The following is an 18,080-nucleotide window of genomic DNA, read 5'->3' on the forward strand; positions in this document are numbered from 1 at the left end:
TCGGCTGGGGTATAGGGCCGGTGCGCCGGGCAGGGAAGAGGCCGGGCGCAGGAGGGGCGGGGGCTGTGGCGCGGCTGCGCCAGAGGGTCAGCCGCCGGGCTTGTCGTCGTCGTCGAAGACGGGGAGGGGGGCGATGACCGTTTTGGCGCTGGCGGCCGGAGGGGCAGGCGGGGGCGGCGCCGGAGGGGGTGGAGGTGTGGGCGCGGGATCGGGCGCAGCGGCGGGCTCTGCGGTGGCGGGCGGCGCTGGCTCGGGGGCCGGCTCCGGGGCCGGCACGGGCGCCGAGCTGGGTGCAGGGGCTGCGGCCCAAGGGTCGGCGATCTCGGCCGGGGTGGCGCTGGTTTCGGGATCTGCGGCGAGGGCCTGCGGGGCCTGCGTGACATCGGCGCGCGGTGGCTCTGCGGGTGTCTCGGGCGCCGGTTCAGGCGCCGGTTCGGGGGCGGGTTCTGCTGCGACAGGCGCTGGCTCGGGTTCGGGCTCAGGGGCCGGGGCTGCGGGCTCCGGCTCGGCGGGTTCGGGGGCGCTCCACGGGTCGGAGATGGCAGCCGGCGTGGCGCTGGTTTCGGGCGCATCGGCGAGCGCCTGCGGGGTGGAGGTGATGGCGTCAGCCGCCGTGAGTGGCGGCAGCTCCGCGTCGGGCACAGGCTCCGGCGTGACCTCGGGAGCCGCCTCGGGTGCTGCGGTTTCCGGTGGCAGCTCGGGCGGGCTGGAGGGGGGCAACTCCTGGGGCGGAGTCGGCTCGGGCACCTCTGGCGGCGTGGGTTGCGGGGCCTCGCGGGGCGGCTCGTCGGGGATTTCCGGCGGTGACGGGGGGGCGGGGTCCGGCGCCGGAGTGGGTTCGGGAGCCGGGGTTGGTTCGGGGGGCGCGGCCACGGGCGCGGGGGTGGCAGGGGGCGGTGGCGCGGGTTGCGGCGGAGCGGGTGCGACGGCCTCGGTCTGAGGCGCGGGCGCGGCGGCTTCGGGGGCGGGCGGCGTGGGGGCCGGTGCGGCGGCGGGTGTGGGCCGTGGCGGCACGAACCCGCTGGGCATCAGCTCCGCGGGCGGCGTGAAGGCAGAGGCTCCGGCCTGCTCCTCGGCAGTCGGCACCGGATTGGCCGCTGCGGCGGTTGCCACGGCAGGGGCCACGGCCGCGGCGGCAGGCGTGGGTGCTGGCAAGTCGCCGCCGATCACGGTCTTCTGGGCTGTGGCGCTGGTGCGGTCGGCACCGCCGGGCAGGGTGGCGGCCTCTTTGCCGAGGTCAGCGAAGGCCTCGGAATCCGCGTCGAGGCGGCTTTCCCAATCGGGATTGGGTCGCTGGCCACGGGTTGCGCCGATGTAGATTTGTAGCAGGCAGGCGTTGGCAAAGGCATCAATCAGCCCGGCCTTGGTGCCCCAGGCAAACATGCCCGAGATCACCACCATCAGAAGACCGGCACCGGGGGCCAGCAGGATGAACAGCGCAAGGACCAGCAGCCAGCCGACGAAGGCGATCATGCCATAGGCCCAGCCGAGACCCTGCAGAGTGATGGCGTTGCCCACCACGGGCTTGCCGTTCTGGGCCAGAAGCACCAGCCCTTCGCGGGCGGAGGCATAGGGGTTTACCGCGCGTTTGCGCAGCCCGTGGGCCAGCACCATCTCGTCGATCGGGCGCTCGGCGAGCCAGAGATAGGGCTGGTTGATGCCGACGCCCTTGCCCTCGGGCTTCATGCCGAAAAGTGGGCGCAGGGGCAGGAGAGGGTTGATCGACGACAGCGTCCGTTCGATCTGGCCGCGCAGGGCCCAGAGGCGGTTCATGTCGCCGAAGCGCTCGGTGACGATCTCCATCCCGGCCTTGATCTGGCTGCCCCCGGGCAAGGCGCGGCCTTCGAGGATTTCGGCCATCAGCGCCATGTGGGGCGCGCGGACATACCAGTAGAGATGCTTGCGCAGGAACCACATGCCGGCACCGAGGCTGCCGCAGAAGAGCAGGATGAAGAGCAGGGGCATGGTGCGGGCGAGGGCCACGACGGTGCCGAAGCCCGCCCCGTTGAGCATGGCGCCGCGCACGATTGCCATGCCGACCACATGCCCGATCCAGGCGAGGAGGGCATAGCAGAGCGCGATCCCGAGGAAGACCCCGAGGCGATATCCGGTGAAGGCGGCGGTTTGCTTCAGCAGTCCCCAGGCAAGGGAGGACTTGAAATTCCACATCTGTCAAATTCCCTCAGGCGTAATCAATGAAGCAAGCCTAGCGAAAATCGGCGACGCTTCAACCAATAGTGAACCATGGGTAAACCGACCGCGTCGCGGCGGCGTCGCCCGCGGCCCTTGTGCCGGGGCAGGGGACAGGCCACCTTCTGCAAGCCCCCGAGAGCCAAGAGAGCGCCCATGCCGAAGAACCGTTATTACGCCGGCCCCGTCAGTGCCAATTTCGACGGGCTGCGGTTTTTCTCGCCCGGGCAACCGCTGCCGGACCGGGGGTTGCGCGAGGTCTGGGCGTGGCAACGCAGCGGGCAGCGGGCGAAGTGGCCGCGAGAGGTGCCGGTTGCGCCGACAGTGCCGCCGGCGCGCAGCGAGGCGCCCCGGCTGACCATGGTGGGCCATGCCTCGGTGCTGATCCAGGTGGCCGGGCTGAACCTGCTGACCGATCCGGTCTGGTCGCAGCGGGCAAGCCCGCTCAGCTTTGCCGGGCCGAAACGGGTGACGGCGCCGGGCATCGCCTTTGAGGCTTTGCCCGAGATCGACGCCGTGCTGCTCAGCCACAACCACTATGACCATCTCGACCTGGCGACCCTGCGCCGCCTCCACCGCGCCCATGCACCGCTGATGGTGATGCCGCTGGGCACCGATGCCACCGTGCGCCGCGCGATCAGGGGCGCAAGGGTGGCGGTGGGCGACTGGCACGACCGGATCGCGCTCGGCGAGCAGGTTTCGGTGGCGCTCACCCCGGCCAACCACTGGTCATCCCGTGGACTGGGCGACAGGCGGATGGCGCTGTGGTGCGGGCACTGGTTGGATACTCCGGCGGGGCAGATCTGGTTCGCCGGGGACACCGGCTATGGCGATGGTGCGATTTTCCGCGATATTCGCGCCCGCCACGGCGAACCCGATGTGGCGCTGATTCCGATCGGCGCCTATGCGCCGCGCTGGTTCATGCGCAACCAGCATGTCGGCCCGGACGAGGCGGTGCAGATCTTTAAGGACGTGGAGGCGCGGCAGGCTCTCGGCATTCACTGGGGCACGTTCCAGCTGACCGACGAGCCGCGCGAAGAGCCTGTGCAGCTTCTGGCAGAAGCGCTGGGCGAGGCCGGAATCGCGGCAGAAAGGTTCCGGGCCTTTGCGCCGGGGGACGTGCACGCGGAGGGGTAGAGCCTTGTCGAGTTGGGCCTGCGCGGTGCCAACGCGCAACCCGGACCAAGGCCCACCCCATTACGAGCTGCCCGTTTAAGCCGTGGCGCGCACGTCCTGCCTTCTTGCGAGGACGACATGCAACGCAATGATGCCGAGCCCTGCCGCGATGCCGAACCACATGACCGGGGCGGTCTTCCACAGGATCAGGACGGCCAGCCCAAGACGGCAGGCGATTTCCCATGACCGCATCGGCCCCCGGTCGAAGCGCGCCAAGGCCGAGGCCACGAGGTAGAGCGCAAGGATGAGGCGCGCGGAGAGCCAGGCGAGGGCGGCCATGTCCACCTCGCCGGTATAGCCTTCGATCAGGACTCGCCCGCCGCTTTCGTCGGTGATCGTCACGGCCTCGGGAATCAGGAGCAGCTCGGGATACCATGCGAAGATGAAGGGGATCGTGAACATCACGATGCCCACCCGAACGGCGGCGACACCCGTGCGCATCGGCTCGGCCCCGGTGATGGATGCGGCTGCAAAGGCGGCCACGGCCACCGGCGGCGTGATCGCGGAGGCAACGGCGAAGTAGAAGACGAACATATGCGCGGTGAAGAAGCTGACGCCGAGGTTGGCCAGCAGCGGGCCGAGAAGGAGGGCGACGTTGACGTAGGCCGGCACTGTGGGCATGCCCATGCCGAGCAGGATGGCGCAGAACATCGCGCAGGTGAGGGCCAGCATCAGGTAGACGCCGCCGACGATGTGCACCTCGTAGCCGAAGATCCACATGACCTGCGCATGTTCCAGCCAGGAGGTGACGGCGCGGGTCAGCTCGCCGGTCAGCCCGCTTTCGTTGAGGAAGGCCGAGATGATGGAGACTGCGAAGAGCAGCAGGAAGAGCTTTGAAATCAGGAGCCCGCCATCGGCCAGCGAAACAAGGACCTTGGAAGGTTTTGCGCGGGTTTCGGGATCGAGGAAGAGCAGGGGCAGGAGGATTGCCACCGCCCACCAGCCGGCGGAAACGGCATCACCGGTGGAGTTGGTGATGGTCTGGATCACTCCGGCGGGCAGGATCATGGCAAGCAGTCCGCCGCCGATGGCATCCTTGCTGCCCAGCAGCAGGAACAGGATCGTCAGGATCGGGACGACGATAATGATGAGGTTCAGCCAGTCCTGCCGGTGCATGATGAGGTCTTCGGGAACCTCGCGCATTGCTTCGACGCGCTCGCGCCGGGCCTGGAACATCACGGCGAGGAAGATCGAGAAGAAGAAGAACATCGCGGGCAGGAAGGCGGCGGTGATGACCTTGGTGTAGGGCACCGCCGTGAGGGCGACGAGGACGAAGGCGGCCACACCCATCACCGGGGGCATGATCTGCCCGCCCGAGGAGGCCGCAGCCTCGACGCCGCCGGCGAACTGGGGCGAAAAGCCGTTGCGCCGCATCATCGGGATCGTCAGCCGCCCGGTGGAGAGCACGTTGGTGACCGGCCCGCCGGTGATGGTGCCGAACATGGCCGAGGAGACGATGGCTGCATGGGCCGGGCCGCCGCGCAGGTTGCGGGTGGCACGCACCGCCAGCTTGATCAGCGAGGTGCCCCCTGCAGAGGTACCGAAAAGGCCGCCGAGCACGACGTAGGGGAAGACCTGGTTCACCACGATATCCATGAACCGGCCCATGAAGCCGTCGGGCGTGACGAAGACGTTGGTGGCCTTCTGGATCGCCGCTGCCGTTGCATCGCCCCCATCGGCGCCGAGCTTGGTCAGCAGGAAATTGTTGTCGGACAGGTCGAACACCCAGATCAGCGCGGTGCCGATGGTGTAGATCACCACGACACTGGCGACCGCCACCAGCGGCAGGCCCCAGACGCGGATGTTGTAGAGAAAGAACAGCGTGATGATGGTGAACAGCAGCGGCAGGATCCAGATGCCGAAGCGGGCCTGACAGGAGGGCACCTCGGCCTCGAAGGAGATGCCCGGAATCACGCCCGCCGAGCGCTCTGATGCCTCCTGGATCAGTCGGGCACGCTCGCCGGAGATCTGGTCGAGCAGGCAGATCGAGTCGATCTCGACGAGAAAGCCGAAGGCGGCGAGGAAGGCGGCCAGCAGCAGCCCTGCATCCAGCAGCAGCCCGAGCCACGCGAGGTGCGGCTTGTCGAGCCTCCAGGCGCGGTAGACGCTGGCATCGAGCGCCACGATGACCATCATCAACAGGAAGACCGGAGGGTAGAAATACTCGGGCGGAAAGTTCGATACCCGGAAAAACGGACGCCCGGTGAGGTCGCGTGCCAAGTCCTGAAGCCCCGGAATTTCGGGCATGGTGTTGGCCATGCCGACGATGACCAGCAGCAGGGCGAGGATCATCGCAATGCGCCGGCCGATCGGCAGGGTGATCTGATCTGTGGTCATGGCGAGAGGGCCCCCGGGGCGTGGCGTGGCGTGGGGAGAGGCCGAAAAGCCCGGCCTCTCCGTGGTCAGGCTTTACGGACGCAGGCAGTCGGCAACCGAGTGGCCGGCGTCTTCGAAGGCGCGAATGGCACCGGGGTGCATCTTGATCTGCACCGCCCCGCAGGCGCCTTGGGAAGTGCCGTCGATGTCGCCGAAGCTGAGCTTGGCGAAGGGGCCGCGCGGCGAGCCTTCGATGAAGCGATCTTCACCTTCGAGGTAGGCCTTGGTGATCTGGAACACCAGTTCCTCATCCATCGAGGCGTGGACGATCTGGCCGAAGGCGGTGGCGAAGCTGTCGAAGCTGTCGTCATCGGTCACGATGGTGATGTCGTTGCCCTCGTAGGCCTTGCGGAAGTCTTCCACCGGCACCGAGTAGGGCGCATGGCCAGGCGCGGCGAGGATCTGCTGGCCGAGTTCGCTGGCAAGCAGGTCGGAGGGCACATCGTGGATGGTGATGCCGCCGGCCGCTGCGATGGCGATCTCGCGGCCCGAGGGAAGACCCTCGGGGATGGTCCAGGCGTCGGCGCCGCCGCCGGTGATGGTCGACACGGTGTCGGGCCAGGGCGTCTGGATGCCTTCGTAGTCTTCGCCGTCCTTGGCGCCGGACAGAAGCTGGATCATGGCGCGCCCGGAGGTCAGCGCCGCGCCGCGGGGCGGGCCGTTCCAGATGCGCTTGCCGGAGAGGTTGCGGATGTCTTCGATCGGGTTGTTGTTGTAGTAGCCCAGCATCTGCGCGGAGCCGGAATTCCAGAAGATGACCCGCAGGTTGGAGGCCAGTTCGGCGCCTTGCTCGGGGCCGACGCCGCTGTAGGGGCCGATGCCCTTCGAGAGCAGGAAGGGCAGGATCAGCGGCGCGGGGGCCATGTCGAGCCGGCCTTCGGCCACGGCCTGCACCGAGTTGGTCAGCGTCGCGCCTTCGGTGATCTGCATGGTGGCCACGCCGGTGCTGTCGAGGATCGCGGCCAGCGTCGTGTCGATGTAATGCGGGGTCGAGCCGGGGCCCGTGGTTTCTGCGGTGAGATTCGCCTGAGCGGATGCGGCGAGCGGTGCCAGCGCAGCCAGGGCGCCGAAAATCGTTGTTCTGATCATGTTGTCCTCCCTTGATCCCGCGCGTCTTCCTCCAAAGCCGCGCTGCCCCTGCTCGGGGCCTGCTTTCAAACTGGCAAAATTTATATGACTTGTCACGTAAAAATATTTCGGCATTATCGGGGGCATGGGAGGAAAGCCGATGGCCGCAGAGGTAAAGATTGACGCCGGGCAGGTGCGCTCACGCATGGAACGTGAGGGCCTGAACATCTTTTCGCGTCTGCCGGCGGTCTATGCCGCGTCGCGCAGGCAGGGGCAGCGGTTCCTGCAGATCGGGGGCGGCATTTCGATCGTGGAATGGCGCACGCTCTGGGATTTGCACGAGGCCGGGCCGATGACGATTCGCGACCTGTCCTCCATCCAGCGGTCCGACCATTCGCTGCTCAGTCGCGCGCTGCCGGACATGCGTGACAAGGGCTATGTCACCATGCACCGCGACAGCCGGGACGGGCGCCAGACCATCGTCCAGATAACCGACAAGGGCTGCGCGGCCTATGAGCGGGCCGCCCCGATCATGGCGCGGCGGAGGGCGGCGCTGCGGGAGACCTTCTCGGAAGAAGAGATTCGCACCCTCGCGGGATTCCTCGACCGGCTCGAGGATTTCCTGCGCATTCCGGTGGAGCAGATTATCGACAAGGAAGTGCAGAAATGAGCAAACGCCCCAACGTCCTGTGGATCATGGCTGACCAGCTGCGGTTCGATTATCTCAGCTGCTACGGCCACCCGCATCTGCATACCCCCAATATCGACGCGCTGGCCGCCCGTGGCGTGCGCTTTACCAACGCCTATGTGCAATCGCCTGTCTGCGGGCCGTCGCGGATGAGCGCCTATACCGGGCGCTACGTGCGCAGCCATGGCTCGACGTGGAACGGGATGCCGCTGCGCGTTGGCGAGCCGACGCTGGGGGACCACTTGCGCGAGGTCGGGGCGCGGGCTGTGCTGGTGGGCAAGACACACATGACCGCCGACGCGGAGGGCATGGCCTGGCTCGGCATCGACCCGGAGAGCGAGATCGGCGTGCGGGTGTCCGAGTGCGGTTTCGAGCCGTTCGAGCGTGACGACGGGCTGCACCCCGACAGCGCGCGGCAGAACTGGTCCGCCTATGACGACTACCTCGTGTCGCAGGGCTATGAGTCTGAAAACCCTTGGGAAGACTTCGCCAACTCGGGCGTCGGAGAAGACGGTGACCTGCTCTCGGCCTGGCTTCTGAAGAATTCCCGCCTGGCGGCGAATGTCCCCGAGGAACATTCCGAAACCGCCTATATGACCGACCGCGCCATCGCCTTCATGCAGGAGGCCAAGGCGGATGGGCGGCCGTGGATGTGCCACCTGAGCTACATCAAGCCGCATTGGCCCTACATCGTGCCTGCGCCCTACCACGACATGTACGACGAGTCGCATATCGTGCCGCCGATCCGCTCTGCGGAGGAGCACGACACCGACCACCCGCTGATGCAGGCCTACCTCAAGGCGCGGGTCTGCCAGAGCTTTGCCCGTGACGAGGTGCGCGAACACGTGATCCCCGCCTACATGGGCCTGATCAAGCAGCTCGACGACAATCTGGGGCGGCTGTTTGCCTGGATGGACGAGGCGGGGCTGAGCGAAAACACCATCATCGCCGTCACCTCGGACCACGGCGATTACATGGGCGACCACTGGATGGGCGACAAGGATTTCTACCACGAGATGGCGGTGAAGGTGCCGCTGATCATCGCAGATCCGCGGCCCGAGGCGGAGGCCACGCGCGGGCTGGTGTCGGATGCACTTGTCGAGATGATCGACCTCGCGCCGACCTTCATGAACGCGCTGGGCTGCCCGGCCAAGCCGCATGTGATCGAGGGGCGCGACCTGACGCCGATCCTGCAGGGGGCTGACGGGTTCTCGCGCCGATATGCCATCAGCCAGCACGATTATCACTGGTCCGACATGGCCCGTCTGCTCGACCAACCGCAGGAACACGCCCATACGACGATGATCTTCGACGGGCGCTGGAAGTATATTCGCTGTGAGGGTTTCCGGCCGGTTCTGTTCGATCTGCACACTGACCCGCATGAACTGACCGACTTGGGGGCATCCGAGGCGGCAGAGCACAAGGCCGTCCGCACCCGCATGGAAGCCGCCCTGCTGGATTGGGCCACGCGCCATCACACGCGGATCACGGCGACCCCTGCCGTTCTGGCGCGGCAGAAGAAGGCCGCCGAAGGGGGCATTTTGATCGGCTTCTGGGACGAGAAGGAATACGAAGACGCCACCGGCATCGCATTTGACGACCTGACGCCGATAGGACGGGCCTGACGCCGAGACAGGACGCACCTGAGGTGCTGTAGGGTGTGAGAGCCTGAACGTGCGCCGATGCGGTTCAGCGGCGGCGAGTTGCGCCGGGGCTGTCGGGCACGGCGTTTCGCCAGGCGTTCAGGCCCTTGCAGCGCCGACAGATCCGCTCCCCGAAGCCTTCGCTCGAGAACGGGGCCTCGCACCTCAGGCAGGGGCGCACCTGTGGAACGTCACCCACGGCTCTCACGGTCGCAATCTCCGGCAGGGCACCCTTGGCAGAGGCAGATTTTCCCATCACATCTCTTTCACAAGCTGGCGTGGGTGCGATGGCACCGGCCTGGCCAGCCTGGCAGGCTTACCGTCCTTCGCGGCGGTCCGGATCGGCGCAGCCGAAGCGCTCTCGGCCGCGCCGCCCCCCGCGTAGAGAAGCCGCAGATGCGCCGCAGAGACGCCATCGGCCTTCATCACGAGACGCACCAGCGGATCGGCCAGCATTTCGTCAAGGAACAGGTCGTTAAACGCCCTGCCGGTCAGCGTGTCGCGGGCGCGGGCACGGTCAACCTCCGCAGGCGACACCGTGAACGGTGGCGAAATGATCGCTTCGGAATTGGTGGTCAGATCTTGCATTGGCGTGGTCCTCCCCGGTGATGTCGCCGTTGGTCCGCGCCCCCTTCGGGAATGGGGCGCGTCCTCGGCTCGAAGCTCAAGATGTCTTGGATTTCGCAGGCCCTTCCTTGCCCGTGGTCTCGGTCGCCTTCTCCTTGGCAGGGGTCTTCGCGGCCTCTGCGGGCTTCGGCTTCATTGCGGCCGCAGCGCGGTCCGTCAGGTCCTTGAAAGACATGTCAGTGATCCTTTGATTGGCCGGCGCCGGCTCCTCGTCCATGTCGGACCGGGATGCCTGGCAGCGGTATTGAATATATGGGGACGCAGGGCCCGCTTTACGATGGGCCGTCGAGAGGGAAGGGGCGGTCGGTCAGGTCATTTCATCGGTCCAGACTTCGAAACCGGTCAAGGTGCTCTCCCCGAAGGTCTGGGTCAGAGGGACATCGGCGGCATCGCGGCCCCGCGCGATCAGAAGTCTCGCGAACCGGGGCTTGTTGTTGCGTGGGTCGAACATGTGCCATTCGCCTGCGAGAAACACCTCCATCCAGGCGGCAAAGTCTCCGGGCGGATGCGGAAGCGGTTCGCCGATGTCGCTGAGGTATCCGGTGCAGTAGCGGGCCGGAATGTTCATGCATCGACACAGCGCAATGGCGAGATGGGCGAAATCACGGCAGACACCCTTCCCCTCGGCCAAAGTCTGCGATGCGGTGCGCGTCGCATTTGCCTGCATGTAGTCGAACTGCACATGCCCGTGGACGAAGTCGCAGATCGCCTGAACGCGGGACCATCCGGGTTGGGTGCCTGCGAAGCGCTCCCAAGCTTCTTCCGACAGCAGGTCGGTATCGCAGTACCGGCTGCCCTGCAAAAACACGAGCGTTTCGAATGGCAGATCCTGAACCGCGTGCTGCTGCGCGCCCGGAAATGCCGGGTCGGGCGCGCCGGTGTCCTGAAAGATGCCATCCGTCGACAGGCAGAAGTCGCCCGCCGGCGCCACGAGGCGGGTGCACCAGTTGCCGAAGCCGTCCCGGTAGCTTTCGAGCGGCACGCTGGGCGAGGTCACGAGATGGTCGGCGCGCTCCAGAACGCTGAAACACGAGTAATGGACGTTCAGCAATGCGATCAGCGGCGTGGGTTTCGGAAAGCGGTATTGCAAACGGCACCCGATGCTGACGCGCATGGCCGAAATGCCCCGATGAGAAGGGCTCAGGTTACTGTCCAAGGGTGCATACTCCCTGCGAAATCTGGAAACTGCGGTCGCAGCGCCAACGGTTGCCGGATCGGTCGAGATGGGCGTTCAGGGGCAGGTCTATGGGGGTACATGCGCCGCTCAGCAGCTCGTATCCCCGCTCACAGCTCCAGCCCGGCCCATAGGACTCCTGATCGAGGTAGGCGTTGGCCGGCAAGACAATGGCGTTGCACTGGTCGTCGACCTCGACGAAGCCTCTCTCGCAGGCCCAAGCGGCGCCGTAGGTTGCGTTGGTCAGGTAGGCATTCGGGGGCACGACAATCGGCAGGCATCTCCCTGCAACGGCCGCATAGCCGCGATCACAGGTCCATCCTGTGCCCGATGTGCTCTCCGTCAGATAGGCGTGCTCGGGCAGGTCGATGGACACGCAAGTATCGCGCTCCTGCCGGTAACCGCGTTCGCATTGCCAATCGTAGCCGGAAGACTTGAGGAAGGCGTTTTCGGGAATCGCGATGGGGTCGCAGGTTCTTCCGCCGACCTCCTCATATCCGCGGCCGCATTCCCAACCCGTCCCGTAGGTGCGCCCGGTCGGGTAGGCATTGGCGGGGATGACGAGGGCGAGGCATTCGGCGCCCTCCAGTCGGTAACCGGCGCTGCAATTCCAGCCGCTTCCATAGCTACGTGGCTGGGGGTTTTCCGGCATCGCGCCGATGGCCTCCTGCGCAAGGGCGGGGGAGGCGAGGGACGCGACCACGAAGGCCATGGCGATCATGCCCGCGATCAGGCTCGCCAGAGGGCGCCTCATCGCCGCTTGCTCCTTGGCAGACCAGAGTCCGCTGGTTGCCACGCGGCCGCGCGATCGTCCGAGCGTGAGCGTGCCGGTCAGCCGGCGCGCGGGCGCGGTGCCCCCGACGGCCGGCCTGGATGGCATGCCCTCGTTCTCGGCCGCCTGAATTGCGAAATCCTGGGGAGCTGCCGAATGGGTGCTAACGGTCATTGCGGTGCCAACTCGTGCAAGGCGGCAGCGGCAAGGGCATGTCCCGCCTGGTGGTTGCCGCCGGGGTGTTTGCCATCGACCTGCATCTTCCAGATTCCGCCCCTGTCGCGCGGCTCGACCCCGCGGGGCTGCCTTGGCCGGATCATCGAGGTTACTTGTCCCCCACTGTTTTTCGGTTGCGTATCTTGCTTGACGGTCATTTCCGGCTCCTTCGCCTTGGGCGCGGGCGCGTCTCCGAGGAGCCTCACGGCGCGCATGATGTGTTTCGAATGGGTATCGGTCTGGCGCTGGCCCTGTTCGCGTCGGGGCAATGCGCCCGGCACCACGAAACGGCCTTGCCGGTGAACGAGATGCGGCGCGCTACGGTCCGTTCGGGCCATAGGATCTGAAACCCCGGGCGCACGATTTTTCGCCTCTGTCCCGGCCAGCACCGCACTTCGCAGCATGATGGTGAAGTGCCCCGGCCCGATCAGAGGTCGAGTTCCGCGAGACAGGCCTGCGCGATGTCGCGGTTCGGGGCTTCGGTTCCGGGCATGGTCGACCAGCCCGCCTCCATGAGCGCGTCGCGCCGCTGGTATGTCGAGGCGGCGCGGATCGTTTCAAGCTTGTCGGCCCGTGCCGGGTCGGAGCGCGCCATGTCGAGGCAGACGGGCACCATGGAAGCGACTACGTTGTCACGCGACATCGCCATCGCCCTGTCGTTCGAGGTGGCGCCGGTCACCCAGCCGCCCCAAGTGAAGCCAACCACGCCGACAAGAACGGCGCCGATCACGGCGCCATAGAGGCCGGGCTTGAGCCATTCGGGAGTATTCATGTTGTGTCCTCCTGCGGAGAAGGCGCCGCATCGCCATGTTTGTTCGCTTCGGTCGCGTCCGCGTCCCGGTGCAGCGCCTTGGTGAGGTCGCCCTCGGTTGTCGCCCGCAGCTCACGCCGCCCTGCTTGGGCGCCCTTGCCCCGGACCTTCAGATAGGTCGCCGTCCGCCTGTAGGCCTCGAAGCTCAGGCCCTGCAGAAGCTCTTCTTCGACAAGAACCTCGTAGTCGCCGGCAGGCAGTTCGCCGGTGTATCCTGGCAGCGTGAACGGGTTCGAAAACGTCACCGTCGAAGTGCTCGACCGCATGTTCATCTCTGGTCTCCACGATGTTGGCAGATCCGACGCGCAGCCCTGCAGGGGCCCCCGGATCGCGGGCCTGGCAGGTTGAACGATTTCTTCTGTTCTACGCCCGGATCGTGCGGTCCGTGCTGACACAGGTTAGTCCCGCCCGCCGCGCCGATTTCTGCCTTCACCGGAGCCATCGGCAGCACTGACCTGTGTAAGGGCGCCGGGGCGGACGGGCCTGTAGACTGCGGGAAAGCGGGACAATTGGCGTTCCCGCAACATAGGAATGGAAACCAGCATGACCGACTCCCCTGTTCTCAACCCGCACCCGCGCGAATTCGAGCGGTTTCTGTATGCCTCGGTCGGCGAAGACCGGAACGGATACATCGTCACGGTCCTCTCCGCCCTCGCGCGGCTCGGCCTCGACCCTTGGAATGAAACCGCCGACCTCGTTAGCCTCGGGCGCGACGGCGCGCGGGCGCGATTGGGGGCACTGCTTGCCCGGTTTCGCGACGTCCCCGAGCTCGCCAGCGATCACGGGAGGATCGCCCGGCACCTGAGCCAGCTCCTTCCCGAAAGCCGCCCCTCGGGCAGCCTCAAGCGCGCCGTAACAACCGCCGCAGAAGGCAGCCCGGGGAAAAGCGCGGCGATCCTGCCGGTGCTCGGGATCCTCTTCGTGCTGTTCCAGATCTTCATGGTGGGCGGGTCGGGGTCCGGCGAATGACAGGATCAACCGCAACCGCGAAGAGACCGGCACATGCAGCCCACACATCCGGCACCCTGTCTACTCACGAACAGGGCGTGCTCTGGGACATGGAGCAGCACTTCTGGACCAACGGCGCCGACAATGTGCGCGACACCACAGCGGCCAACGCCGTCATGATCTTCCCCCATCCGCCCGGCATCCTGCAGGGGGACCAGATCTGGACCCACCTACGGGACCGGACGGGCTGGCGCAGCGTCGTCATGTCCGAACGGCGCGTCACCCGCTGTGGCGATATCACGTTTCTCACCTACCGGGCTTCGGCGGACAAAACCGACCTGCCTACCTACAAGGCCCTCTGCGCCTCGAGCTATCTGAAGGATGACGACAAATGGCTTCGGATGTCCCATCAGCAAACCGCTGTGACGTGAGGCGCAGAGGCGATCGCCCCACAGGAGCCGCCGGGACTGATCTGGGGCAGTGCGGCGACACACGCCCTCGCGCATGCTCCCTCGTCGGATGTGATACCCGGGGTCGCCTGCCGCGCAACGGAGGGCGGCCCTTTCACGTCAGCAGTGGCCCGGTCTGGTCCAGATATGCGGGATCGAACTCGGCAAGCTCCACCAGTCCGGCGTGGTCGTGAAAGGTCACGTGGCCGTCCCGGAAAGTCACCAGCCCCCTCTCGCGCAGCTGTCGCAGAACGCGGTTCACATGAACGGCGCTCAGCCCAAGGGTATCGGCGAGGTGGTACTGCGTCAGCGGGCAGTCGAATCCGTCCTTGCTGCCGATGCCGACCAGCGAAAGCCTCGCACCCAGCTCCAGCAGAAAATGCGCCATGCGGGCGTCCGCATCTCTCCGGCCGATCCCGACGAGATGTTCCACCACCATCGCTTCATCCCGAGAGGCCGCCCAGAGGATGGCGGTCGCGAGGCGCGGTGTCTGGGCGAAGGCGTTGAGCAGGTCGCTGGTCAGCACTTCGGCGGCTTCGATGTCCACGATGGGCTCGAAGCTGTGGTCCGAAGCGCGCAGGAGAACACTCCGCAGCCCGAGAAAATCCCCAGGCACCTGGAAATCCACGATTTGCCGCGTTCCGTCGGCCTGCAGCTTGTAGGAGCAGACCCACCCCGACGAGAGAATATAGGCCGCCCGCGCCGACTGGCCCTGATGCACCATATCGCGCCCCGCGACGAAGAAGCGGCGACGCTGGTGCAGGTGCTCAAGCACGGCCAGCTCATCATCGGACAGGGCGACGAAGGCCGAGAGCTTGCGGGTGAGGGGGCTTTGATCGACGGATGTCATGCGGCCTCGCGGTGTGTCGCGCCCCGAAAAGCGGAAAGCGGTACGGACACTGCTCTGGATCAGTCCAGCATAGACCACTTCCTGCGAGAAGTGCGGATCCATCTGAGCCTCACCCTACACCGGTTCATGACGCCAAGGAAGGAACCACGGATGTCCACCGCAAGCGAACATGCAGGCCAGGCGGCCCTGTCGATCTGCGAGGCGCTCCTGCTTGCCTTGCACGATCGCGGGGTGCTGCCGGAGCACGAGATCGTGGGGGTTCTGCGCGACGCCGCGGCGTCTCATCAGAATGCCGTCGGCACGGACCTCGAAATGGCCGAGCACAGATCCATCGCGGAGATGATCAACGCGATCATCGCAGGCGGGACCTCCGTTCGGCGGTTGTGAGGCAGCGCGATTGGTTGGTGGCGGTTTTTGCTCCGTGATTGCTTGTTTCTTGTGGCGAGGGGAGGCATCCATGCCCCTTGTCGCTTCGGGTCGTCTCGCCCGCCTTCGAGCAAGCCCATCGCGGAGTAATTTCGATGCCTTCGCAAAATCGCACAGCTTCAAACTGGAAACCGGCGGCAACTTCACGGCCGCGCAGGCGCACCGGTGATTTCTCGGCGCACGTCCCGCGCCGGTCAATACGCCGTCAGGCCCGCGTTGGCGTTCAACAGGAATTGCGAGAAGATCGGGGCGCTGGCGGCGCCGATGCCTCGGGCGGTTTCACCGATGCTGCCGGCCTCGATCCTGGGTTCGATCAGGCCTCGCGTGTCCTGGTTGACCAAGTAGCGTCGCACCCGGTTGACGAGGTCCGTCCGGACTTCCGCCGGAAAGGCGCCGTCGATGACGATGGCTTCGAAGTCGATGACCGAGCACACCGACAGCGCGGCCTTGGCGAGTTCCTGCGCCGTCTGGGCCATCCACGGGTCGACGTAGCGCGACAGCATGCTCCAGTCCTGCGGTTTCTGCCAAAGCAGCTTCGGGTCCACCCCGGCCTCCACCAGCCGGCCCTCCAGCAGGTGGATTGAGGCCACGTCGATCAGTTGCAGGCTCTCGCCCTGCGGGCCCGTCGTTCGCATCGAGCCCAGCGCCCCGGCATTGCCTTGGTTGCCCTCGAAGACGGTGTTGTTCAGCACCACCCCGCCCCCGATGAAGGAGCTCACGAAAACGAAGGCATAGTCGCGAAACTCCTTGCCGCGCCCGTAGAGATGTTCGGCGTGGCATGCGGCGGTGCCATCGTTCAGCATGAAGACCGGCAGATCGCTGAACCGGGCGACCTCCTTGGTGAAGTCGATGTCCTTCCAAGAACGAAACCGCTCCGCGGTGTGACCGACGAGGTCGTGCCACTTCCACAGCTCGAAGGGGGCGGCGATGCCGATGCCGCAGAGACGTCCGCGTTCTTCGGACGAGAGCTGCTCGACGAAGGTGGCCAGCCCGCGCTCGAGCAGGCTGAAGACGGCCTCGGGAAAGGGATAGTCGTAGTGCTCCTGGATCTGGTGGCGCACGACCCCGTCGAAGCCGGTGAGCACAAGGTCGGCGCTGCGCCGGCCAACCTTGAAGCCGACCGAAAGCACGCCGTCGGGGTTGAGCCGCATCGGGATCGAGGGCTTGCCCACCTTGCCGCGGCTCGGGTCGCCGCGCATCACGATGCCGTCCGCCTCGAGCCGACGCAGGATGATCGAGATGGTCTGTGGAGACAGGTTCACGAGGCGCGCAATATCGCTGCCAGCCATGGCTCCGCGCCGCTGAAGGACCGACAGTACAAGGCGTTCGTTGTAGTTGCGAACGCCCGACTGGTTGACCCCGCCGCTCAGCCCCTTGATCTCACTGCCATCCATCGGCTTGGCCATACGAAAATTCCCGCCCCAAAGGAAGTAGGCCATCCGTCCGTTAATAAATCAAGTTTATTTATTTATTGACAGGGTGAACGGAATCACGCTTTTTACGGTGCAACCCCGGGCGTCATCCGTCGGGGGCGGATCAATGGGAGATCCACACTGCAACGATTCCCAGGGAGGAAATCATGAAGAAACTCGTCGCAACAACTGCGCTCGCACTCTGCGCCATGTCCGGCACCGCCATGGCCCAGGACATCGGCGCCTGCCTGATCACCAAGACCGATACCAACCCGTTTTTCGTGAAGATGCGCGAAGGCGCCGAGGCGAAGGCCGCCGAGCTGGGCGTTACTCTCAACAGCTACGCCGGCAAGGTTGACGGTGACCATGAAACCCAAGTGGCCGCCATCGAGACCTGCATCGCCAACGGCGCCAAGGGCATCCTGCTCACCGCATCCGACACCAGCTCCATCGTGCCGGCCGTGCAGCAGGCCCGTGACGCCGGCCTCGTGGTGATCGCGCTCGACACCCCGCTGGAGCCGATCGACGCCGCCGACATGACCTTTGCCACCGACAACTTCCTCGCCGGTGAGCTGATCGGCCAGTGGGCCGCCGCCACGCTGGGCGACGAGGCCGCCAATGCCAAGATCGCCATGCTCGACCTCGCCGTCAGCCAGCCCACCGTGGGTGTGCTGCGCGACCAGGGCTTCCTTCAGGGCTTTGGCATCGAGCTGGGCGACCCGAACAAGTGGGGTGACGAGGAAGACCCGCGCATCATCGGCAACGACGTGACCGCCGGCAACGAGGAGGGCGGCCGCAAGGCGATGGAAAACCTTCTGGCCACCGACCCCGAGATCAACGTGGTCTACACCATCAACGAGCCTGCCGCTGCCGGGGCCTATGAGGCGCTCAAGGCGATTGGCCGCGAGAACGACGTGCTGATCGTGTCGGTTGACGGCGGCTGCCCCGGTGTGGCCAACGTGAAGGACGGTGTGATTGGCGCCACCTCGCAGCAATACCCGCTGCTGATGGCGTCCAAGGGCATCGAGGCGATCGTCGCCTTCGCCAAGGACGGCACCAAGCCGGCCAACACGCCCGGCAAGGACTTCTTCGACACAGGCGTTGCGCTCATCACCGACAAGCCCGCCGAGGGCGTCGAGAGCATCGACACCGCCGAGGGCACAGAGCTCTGCTGGGGCTGACCCGGCAGGCAGCCGATTGAACCACGAACGGGGCGGAGGTTTCCGCCCTGTTCAAACCGGCAGGACACGCGCC

The 18,080-nt window shown here is 66.2% G+C and carries 19 protein-coding genes; 7 read left to right on the top strand and 12 right to left on the bottom strand.

Going from position 1 to position 18,080, the window contains the following annotated elements; translation table 11 throughout:
• Positions 1-87: 87 nt before the first annotated feature.
• Positions 88-2,169 carry a hypothetical protein gene (locus tag GTH22_RS01585; protein ID WP_252942795.1) on the bottom strand — a complete coding sequence of 694 codons (2,082 nt, stop codon included), beginning with the start codon at positions 2,167-2,169 and terminating at the stop codon, positions 88-90.
• A 177-nt stretch (positions 2,170-2,346) separates the two neighbouring features.
• Here GTH22_RS01585 and GTH22_RS01590 point away from each other — a divergent pair, with 177 nt between their 5' ends.
• Positions 2,347-3,327, top strand: a complete 981-nt coding sequence (locus GTH22_RS01590; RefSeq protein ID WP_252942796.1) for an MBL fold metallo-hydrolase — start codon at positions 2,347-2,349, stop codon at positions 3,325-3,327.
• Between the two features lie 75 nt (positions 3,328-3,402).
• Here GTH22_RS01590 and GTH22_RS01595 read toward each other — a convergent pair whose 3' ends face one another.
• Together GTH22_RS01595 and GTH22_RS01600 are read right to left on the bottom strand one after the other, a co-directional pair.
• Positions 3,403-5,703: a TRAP transporter fused permease subunit gene (locus GTH22_RS01595; RefSeq protein WP_252942797.1), complete on the bottom strand. Its 2,301-nt coding sequence runs from the start codon at positions 5,701-5,703 to the stop codon at positions 3,403-3,405.
• A 72-nt stretch (positions 5,704-5,775) separates the two neighbouring features.
• On the bottom strand, positions 5,776-6,831 hold the full coding sequence (locus GTH22_RS01600) for a TAXI family TRAP transporter solute-binding subunit (protein ID WP_252942798.1): 1,056 nt from the start codon (positions 6,829-6,831) through the stop codon (positions 5,776-5,778).
• Positions 6,832-6,970: 139 nt separating this feature from the next.
• On the opposite strand from GTH22_RS01600, the gene GTH22_RS01605 reads away from it, so the two are divergent.
• Positions 6,971-7,480 (top strand): MarR family winged helix-turn-helix transcriptional regulator, encoded by a 510-nt coding sequence (locus GTH22_RS01605; protein WP_252942799.1) that lies wholly within the window; start codon positions 6,971-6,973, stop codon positions 7,478-7,480.
• Complete coding sequence (locus GTH22_RS01610; protein ID WP_252942800.1) at positions 7,477-9,123, top strand: sulfatase-like hydrolase/transferase; 1,647 nt, start codon at positions 7,477-7,479, stop codon at positions 9,121-9,123. Before GTH22_RS01605 ends, GTH22_RS01610 begins: the two co-directional genes overlap by 4 nt.
• Positions 9,124-9,396: 273 nt before the next feature.
• On the opposite strand, the gene GTH22_RS01615 is transcribed toward GTH22_RS01610, so the two are convergent.
• The 7 genes from GTH22_RS01615 to GTH22_RS01645 all read right to left on the bottom strand — a co-directional run bounded on the left by GTH22_RS01615 (position 9,397) and on the right by GTH22_RS01645 (position 13,013).
• A complete protein-coding gene (locus tag GTH22_RS01615; RefSeq protein ID WP_252942801.1) occupies positions 9,397-9,729 on the bottom strand; it encodes a hypothetical protein in 333 nt (110 codons plus the stop codon).
• Between the two features lie 76 nt (positions 9,730-9,805).
• Positions 9,806-9,943: a hypothetical protein gene (locus GTH22_RS01620; protein ID WP_252942802.1), complete on the bottom strand. Its 138-nt coding sequence runs from the start codon at positions 9,941-9,943 to the stop codon at positions 9,806-9,808.
• 132 nt (positions 9,944-10,075) lie between these two features.
• Positions 10,076-10,882, bottom strand: a complete 807-nt coding sequence (locus GTH22_RS01625) for a transglutaminase family protein (protein ID WP_252942803.1) — start codon at positions 10,880-10,882, stop codon at positions 10,076-10,078.
• A gap of 31 nt (positions 10,883-10,913) precedes the next feature.
• Entirely contained in the window at positions 10,914-11,696 is a 783-nt protein-coding gene (locus tag GTH22_RS01630; RefSeq protein WP_252942804.1) for a hypothetical protein, read from the bottom strand.
• 188 nt (positions 11,697-11,884) lie between these two features.
• Positions 11,885-12,268, bottom strand: coding sequence for a hypothetical protein (locus GTH22_RS01635; RefSeq protein ID WP_252942805.1), 384 nt, complete (start codon positions 12,266-12,268; stop codon positions 11,885-11,887).
• An 89-nt stretch (positions 12,269-12,357) separates the two neighbouring features.
• On the bottom strand, positions 12,358-12,702 hold the full coding sequence (locus GTH22_RS01640; protein ID WP_252942806.1) for a hypothetical protein: 345 nt from the start codon (positions 12,700-12,702) through the stop codon (positions 12,358-12,360).
• The gene (locus tag GTH22_RS01645) at positions 12,699-13,013 is read right to left on the bottom strand and encodes a hypothetical protein (protein ID WP_252942807.1); all 315 of its coding nucleotides are present in this window, start codon (positions 13,011-13,013) and stop codon (positions 12,699-12,701) included. Before GTH22_RS01645 ends, GTH22_RS01640 begins: the two co-directional genes overlap by 4 nt.
• A gap of 271 nt (positions 13,014-13,284) precedes the next feature.
• On the opposite strand from GTH22_RS01645, the gene GTH22_RS01650 reads away from it, so the two are divergent.
• Complete coding sequence (locus GTH22_RS01650; protein ID WP_252942808.1) at positions 13,285-13,710, top strand: hypothetical protein; 426 nt, start codon at positions 13,285-13,287, stop codon at positions 13,708-13,710.
• Positions 13,711-13,799: 89 nt separating this feature from the next.
• Positions 13,800-14,120: a hypothetical protein gene (locus tag GTH22_RS01655; RefSeq protein ID WP_252942809.1), complete on the top strand. Its 321-nt coding sequence runs from the start codon at positions 13,800-13,802 to the stop codon at positions 14,118-14,120.
• Between the two features lie 133 nt (positions 14,121-14,253).
• Here GTH22_RS01655 and GTH22_RS01660 read toward each other — a convergent pair whose 3' ends face one another.
• The gene (locus GTH22_RS01660) at positions 14,254-14,988 is read right to left on the bottom strand and encodes a Crp/Fnr family transcriptional regulator (protein ID WP_252942810.1); all 735 of its coding nucleotides are present in this window, start codon (positions 14,986-14,988) and stop codon (positions 14,254-14,256) included.
• A gap of 150 nt (positions 14,989-15,138) precedes the next feature.
• Here GTH22_RS01660 and GTH22_RS01665 point away from each other — a divergent pair, with 150 nt between their 5' ends.
• Positions 15,139-15,375, top strand: a complete 237-nt coding sequence (locus tag GTH22_RS01665; RefSeq protein WP_252942811.1) for a hypothetical protein — start codon at positions 15,139-15,141, stop codon at positions 15,373-15,375.
• Between the two features lie 233 nt (positions 15,376-15,608).
• Here GTH22_RS01665 and GTH22_RS01670 read toward each other — a convergent pair whose 3' ends face one another.
• Positions 15,609-16,808 (bottom strand): ROK family transcriptional regulator, encoded by a 1,200-nt coding sequence (locus GTH22_RS01670; protein ID WP_252947550.1) that lies wholly within the window; start codon positions 16,806-16,808, stop codon positions 15,609-15,611.
• 185 nt (positions 16,809-16,993) lie between these two features.
• On the opposite strand from GTH22_RS01670, the gene GTH22_RS01675 reads away from it, so the two are divergent.
• Complete coding sequence (locus tag GTH22_RS01675) at positions 16,994-18,007, top strand: sugar ABC transporter substrate-binding protein (protein ID WP_252942812.1); 1,014 nt, start codon at positions 16,994-16,996, stop codon at positions 18,005-18,007.
• Positions 18,008-18,080 lie beyond the last annotated feature (73 nt).

Source organism: Oceanicola sp. 502str15, assembly GCF_024105635.1.
GTDB lineage: Bacteria > Pseudomonadota > Alphaproteobacteria > Rhodobacterales > Rhodobacteraceae > Vannielia.

Bases quoted from the DNA above. Each gene is read 5' to 3' on its own strand.
- GTH22_RS01585 (WP_252942795.1), bottom strand. From the start codon at position 2,169: ATGTGGAATTTCAAGTCCTCCCTTGCCTGGGGACTGCTGAAGCAAACC.
- GTH22_RS01590 (WP_252942796.1), top strand. From the start codon at position 2,347: ATGCCGAAGAACCGTTATTACGCCGGCCCCGTCAGTGCCAATTTCGAC.
- GTH22_RS01595 (WP_252942797.1), bottom strand. From the start codon at position 5,703: ATGACCACAGATCAGATCACCCTGCCGATCGGCCGGCGCATTGCGATG.
- GTH22_RS01600 (WP_252942798.1), bottom strand. From the start codon at position 6,831: ATGATCAGAACAACGATTTTCGGCGCCCTGGCTGCGCTGGCACCGCTC.
- GTH22_RS01605 (WP_252942799.1), top strand. From the start codon at position 6,971: ATGGCCGCAGAGGTAAAGATTGACGCCGGGCAGGTGCGCTCACGCATG.
- GTH22_RS01610 (WP_252942800.1), top strand. From the start codon at position 7,477: ATGAGCAAACGCCCCAACGTCCTGTGGATCATGGCTGACCAGCTGCGG.
- GTH22_RS01615 (WP_252942801.1), bottom strand. From the start codon at position 9,729: ATGCAAGATCTGACCACCAATTCCGAAGCGATCATTTCGCCACCGTTC.
- GTH22_RS01620 (WP_252942802.1), bottom strand. From the start codon at position 9,943: ATGTCTTTCAAGGACCTGACGGACCGCGCTGCGGCCGCAATGAAGCCG.
- GTH22_RS01625 (WP_252942803.1), bottom strand. From the start codon at position 10,882: ATGCGCGTCAGCATCGGGTGCCGTTTGCAATACCGCTTTCCGAAACCC.
- GTH22_RS01630 (WP_252942804.1), bottom strand. From the start codon at position 11,696: ATGAGGCGCCCTCTGGCGAGCCTGATCGCGGGCATGATCGCCATGGCC.
- GTH22_RS01635 (WP_252942805.1), bottom strand. From the start codon at position 12,268: ATGGCCCGAACGGACCGTAGCGCGCCGCATCTCGTTCACCGGCAAGGC.
- GTH22_RS01640 (WP_252942806.1), bottom strand. From the start codon at position 12,702: ATGAATACTCCCGAATGGCTCAAGCCCGGCCTCTATGGCGCCGTGATC.
- GTH22_RS01645 (WP_252942807.1), bottom strand. From the start codon at position 13,013: ATGAACATGCGGTCGAGCACTTCGACGGTGACGTTTTCGAACCCGTTC.
- GTH22_RS01650 (WP_252942808.1), top strand. From the start codon at position 13,285: ATGACCGACTCCCCTGTTCTCAACCCGCACCCGCGCGAATTCGAGCGG.
- GTH22_RS01655 (WP_252942809.1), top strand. From the start codon at position 13,800: ATGGAGCAGCACTTCTGGACCAACGGCGCCGACAATGTGCGCGACACC.
- GTH22_RS01660 (WP_252942810.1), bottom strand. From the start codon at position 14,988: ATGACATCCGTCGATCAAAGCCCCCTCACCCGCAAGCTCTCGGCCTTC.
- GTH22_RS01665 (WP_252942811.1), top strand. From the start codon at position 15,139: ATGTCCACCGCAAGCGAACATGCAGGCCAGGCGGCCCTGTCGATCTGC.
- GTH22_RS01670 (WP_252947550.1), bottom strand. From the start codon at position 16,808: ATGGATGGCAGTGAGATCAAGGGGCTGAGCGGCGGGGTCAACCAGTCG.
- GTH22_RS01675 (WP_252942812.1), top strand. From the start codon at position 16,994: ATGAAGAAACTCGTCGCAACAACTGCGCTCGCACTCTGCGCCATGTCC.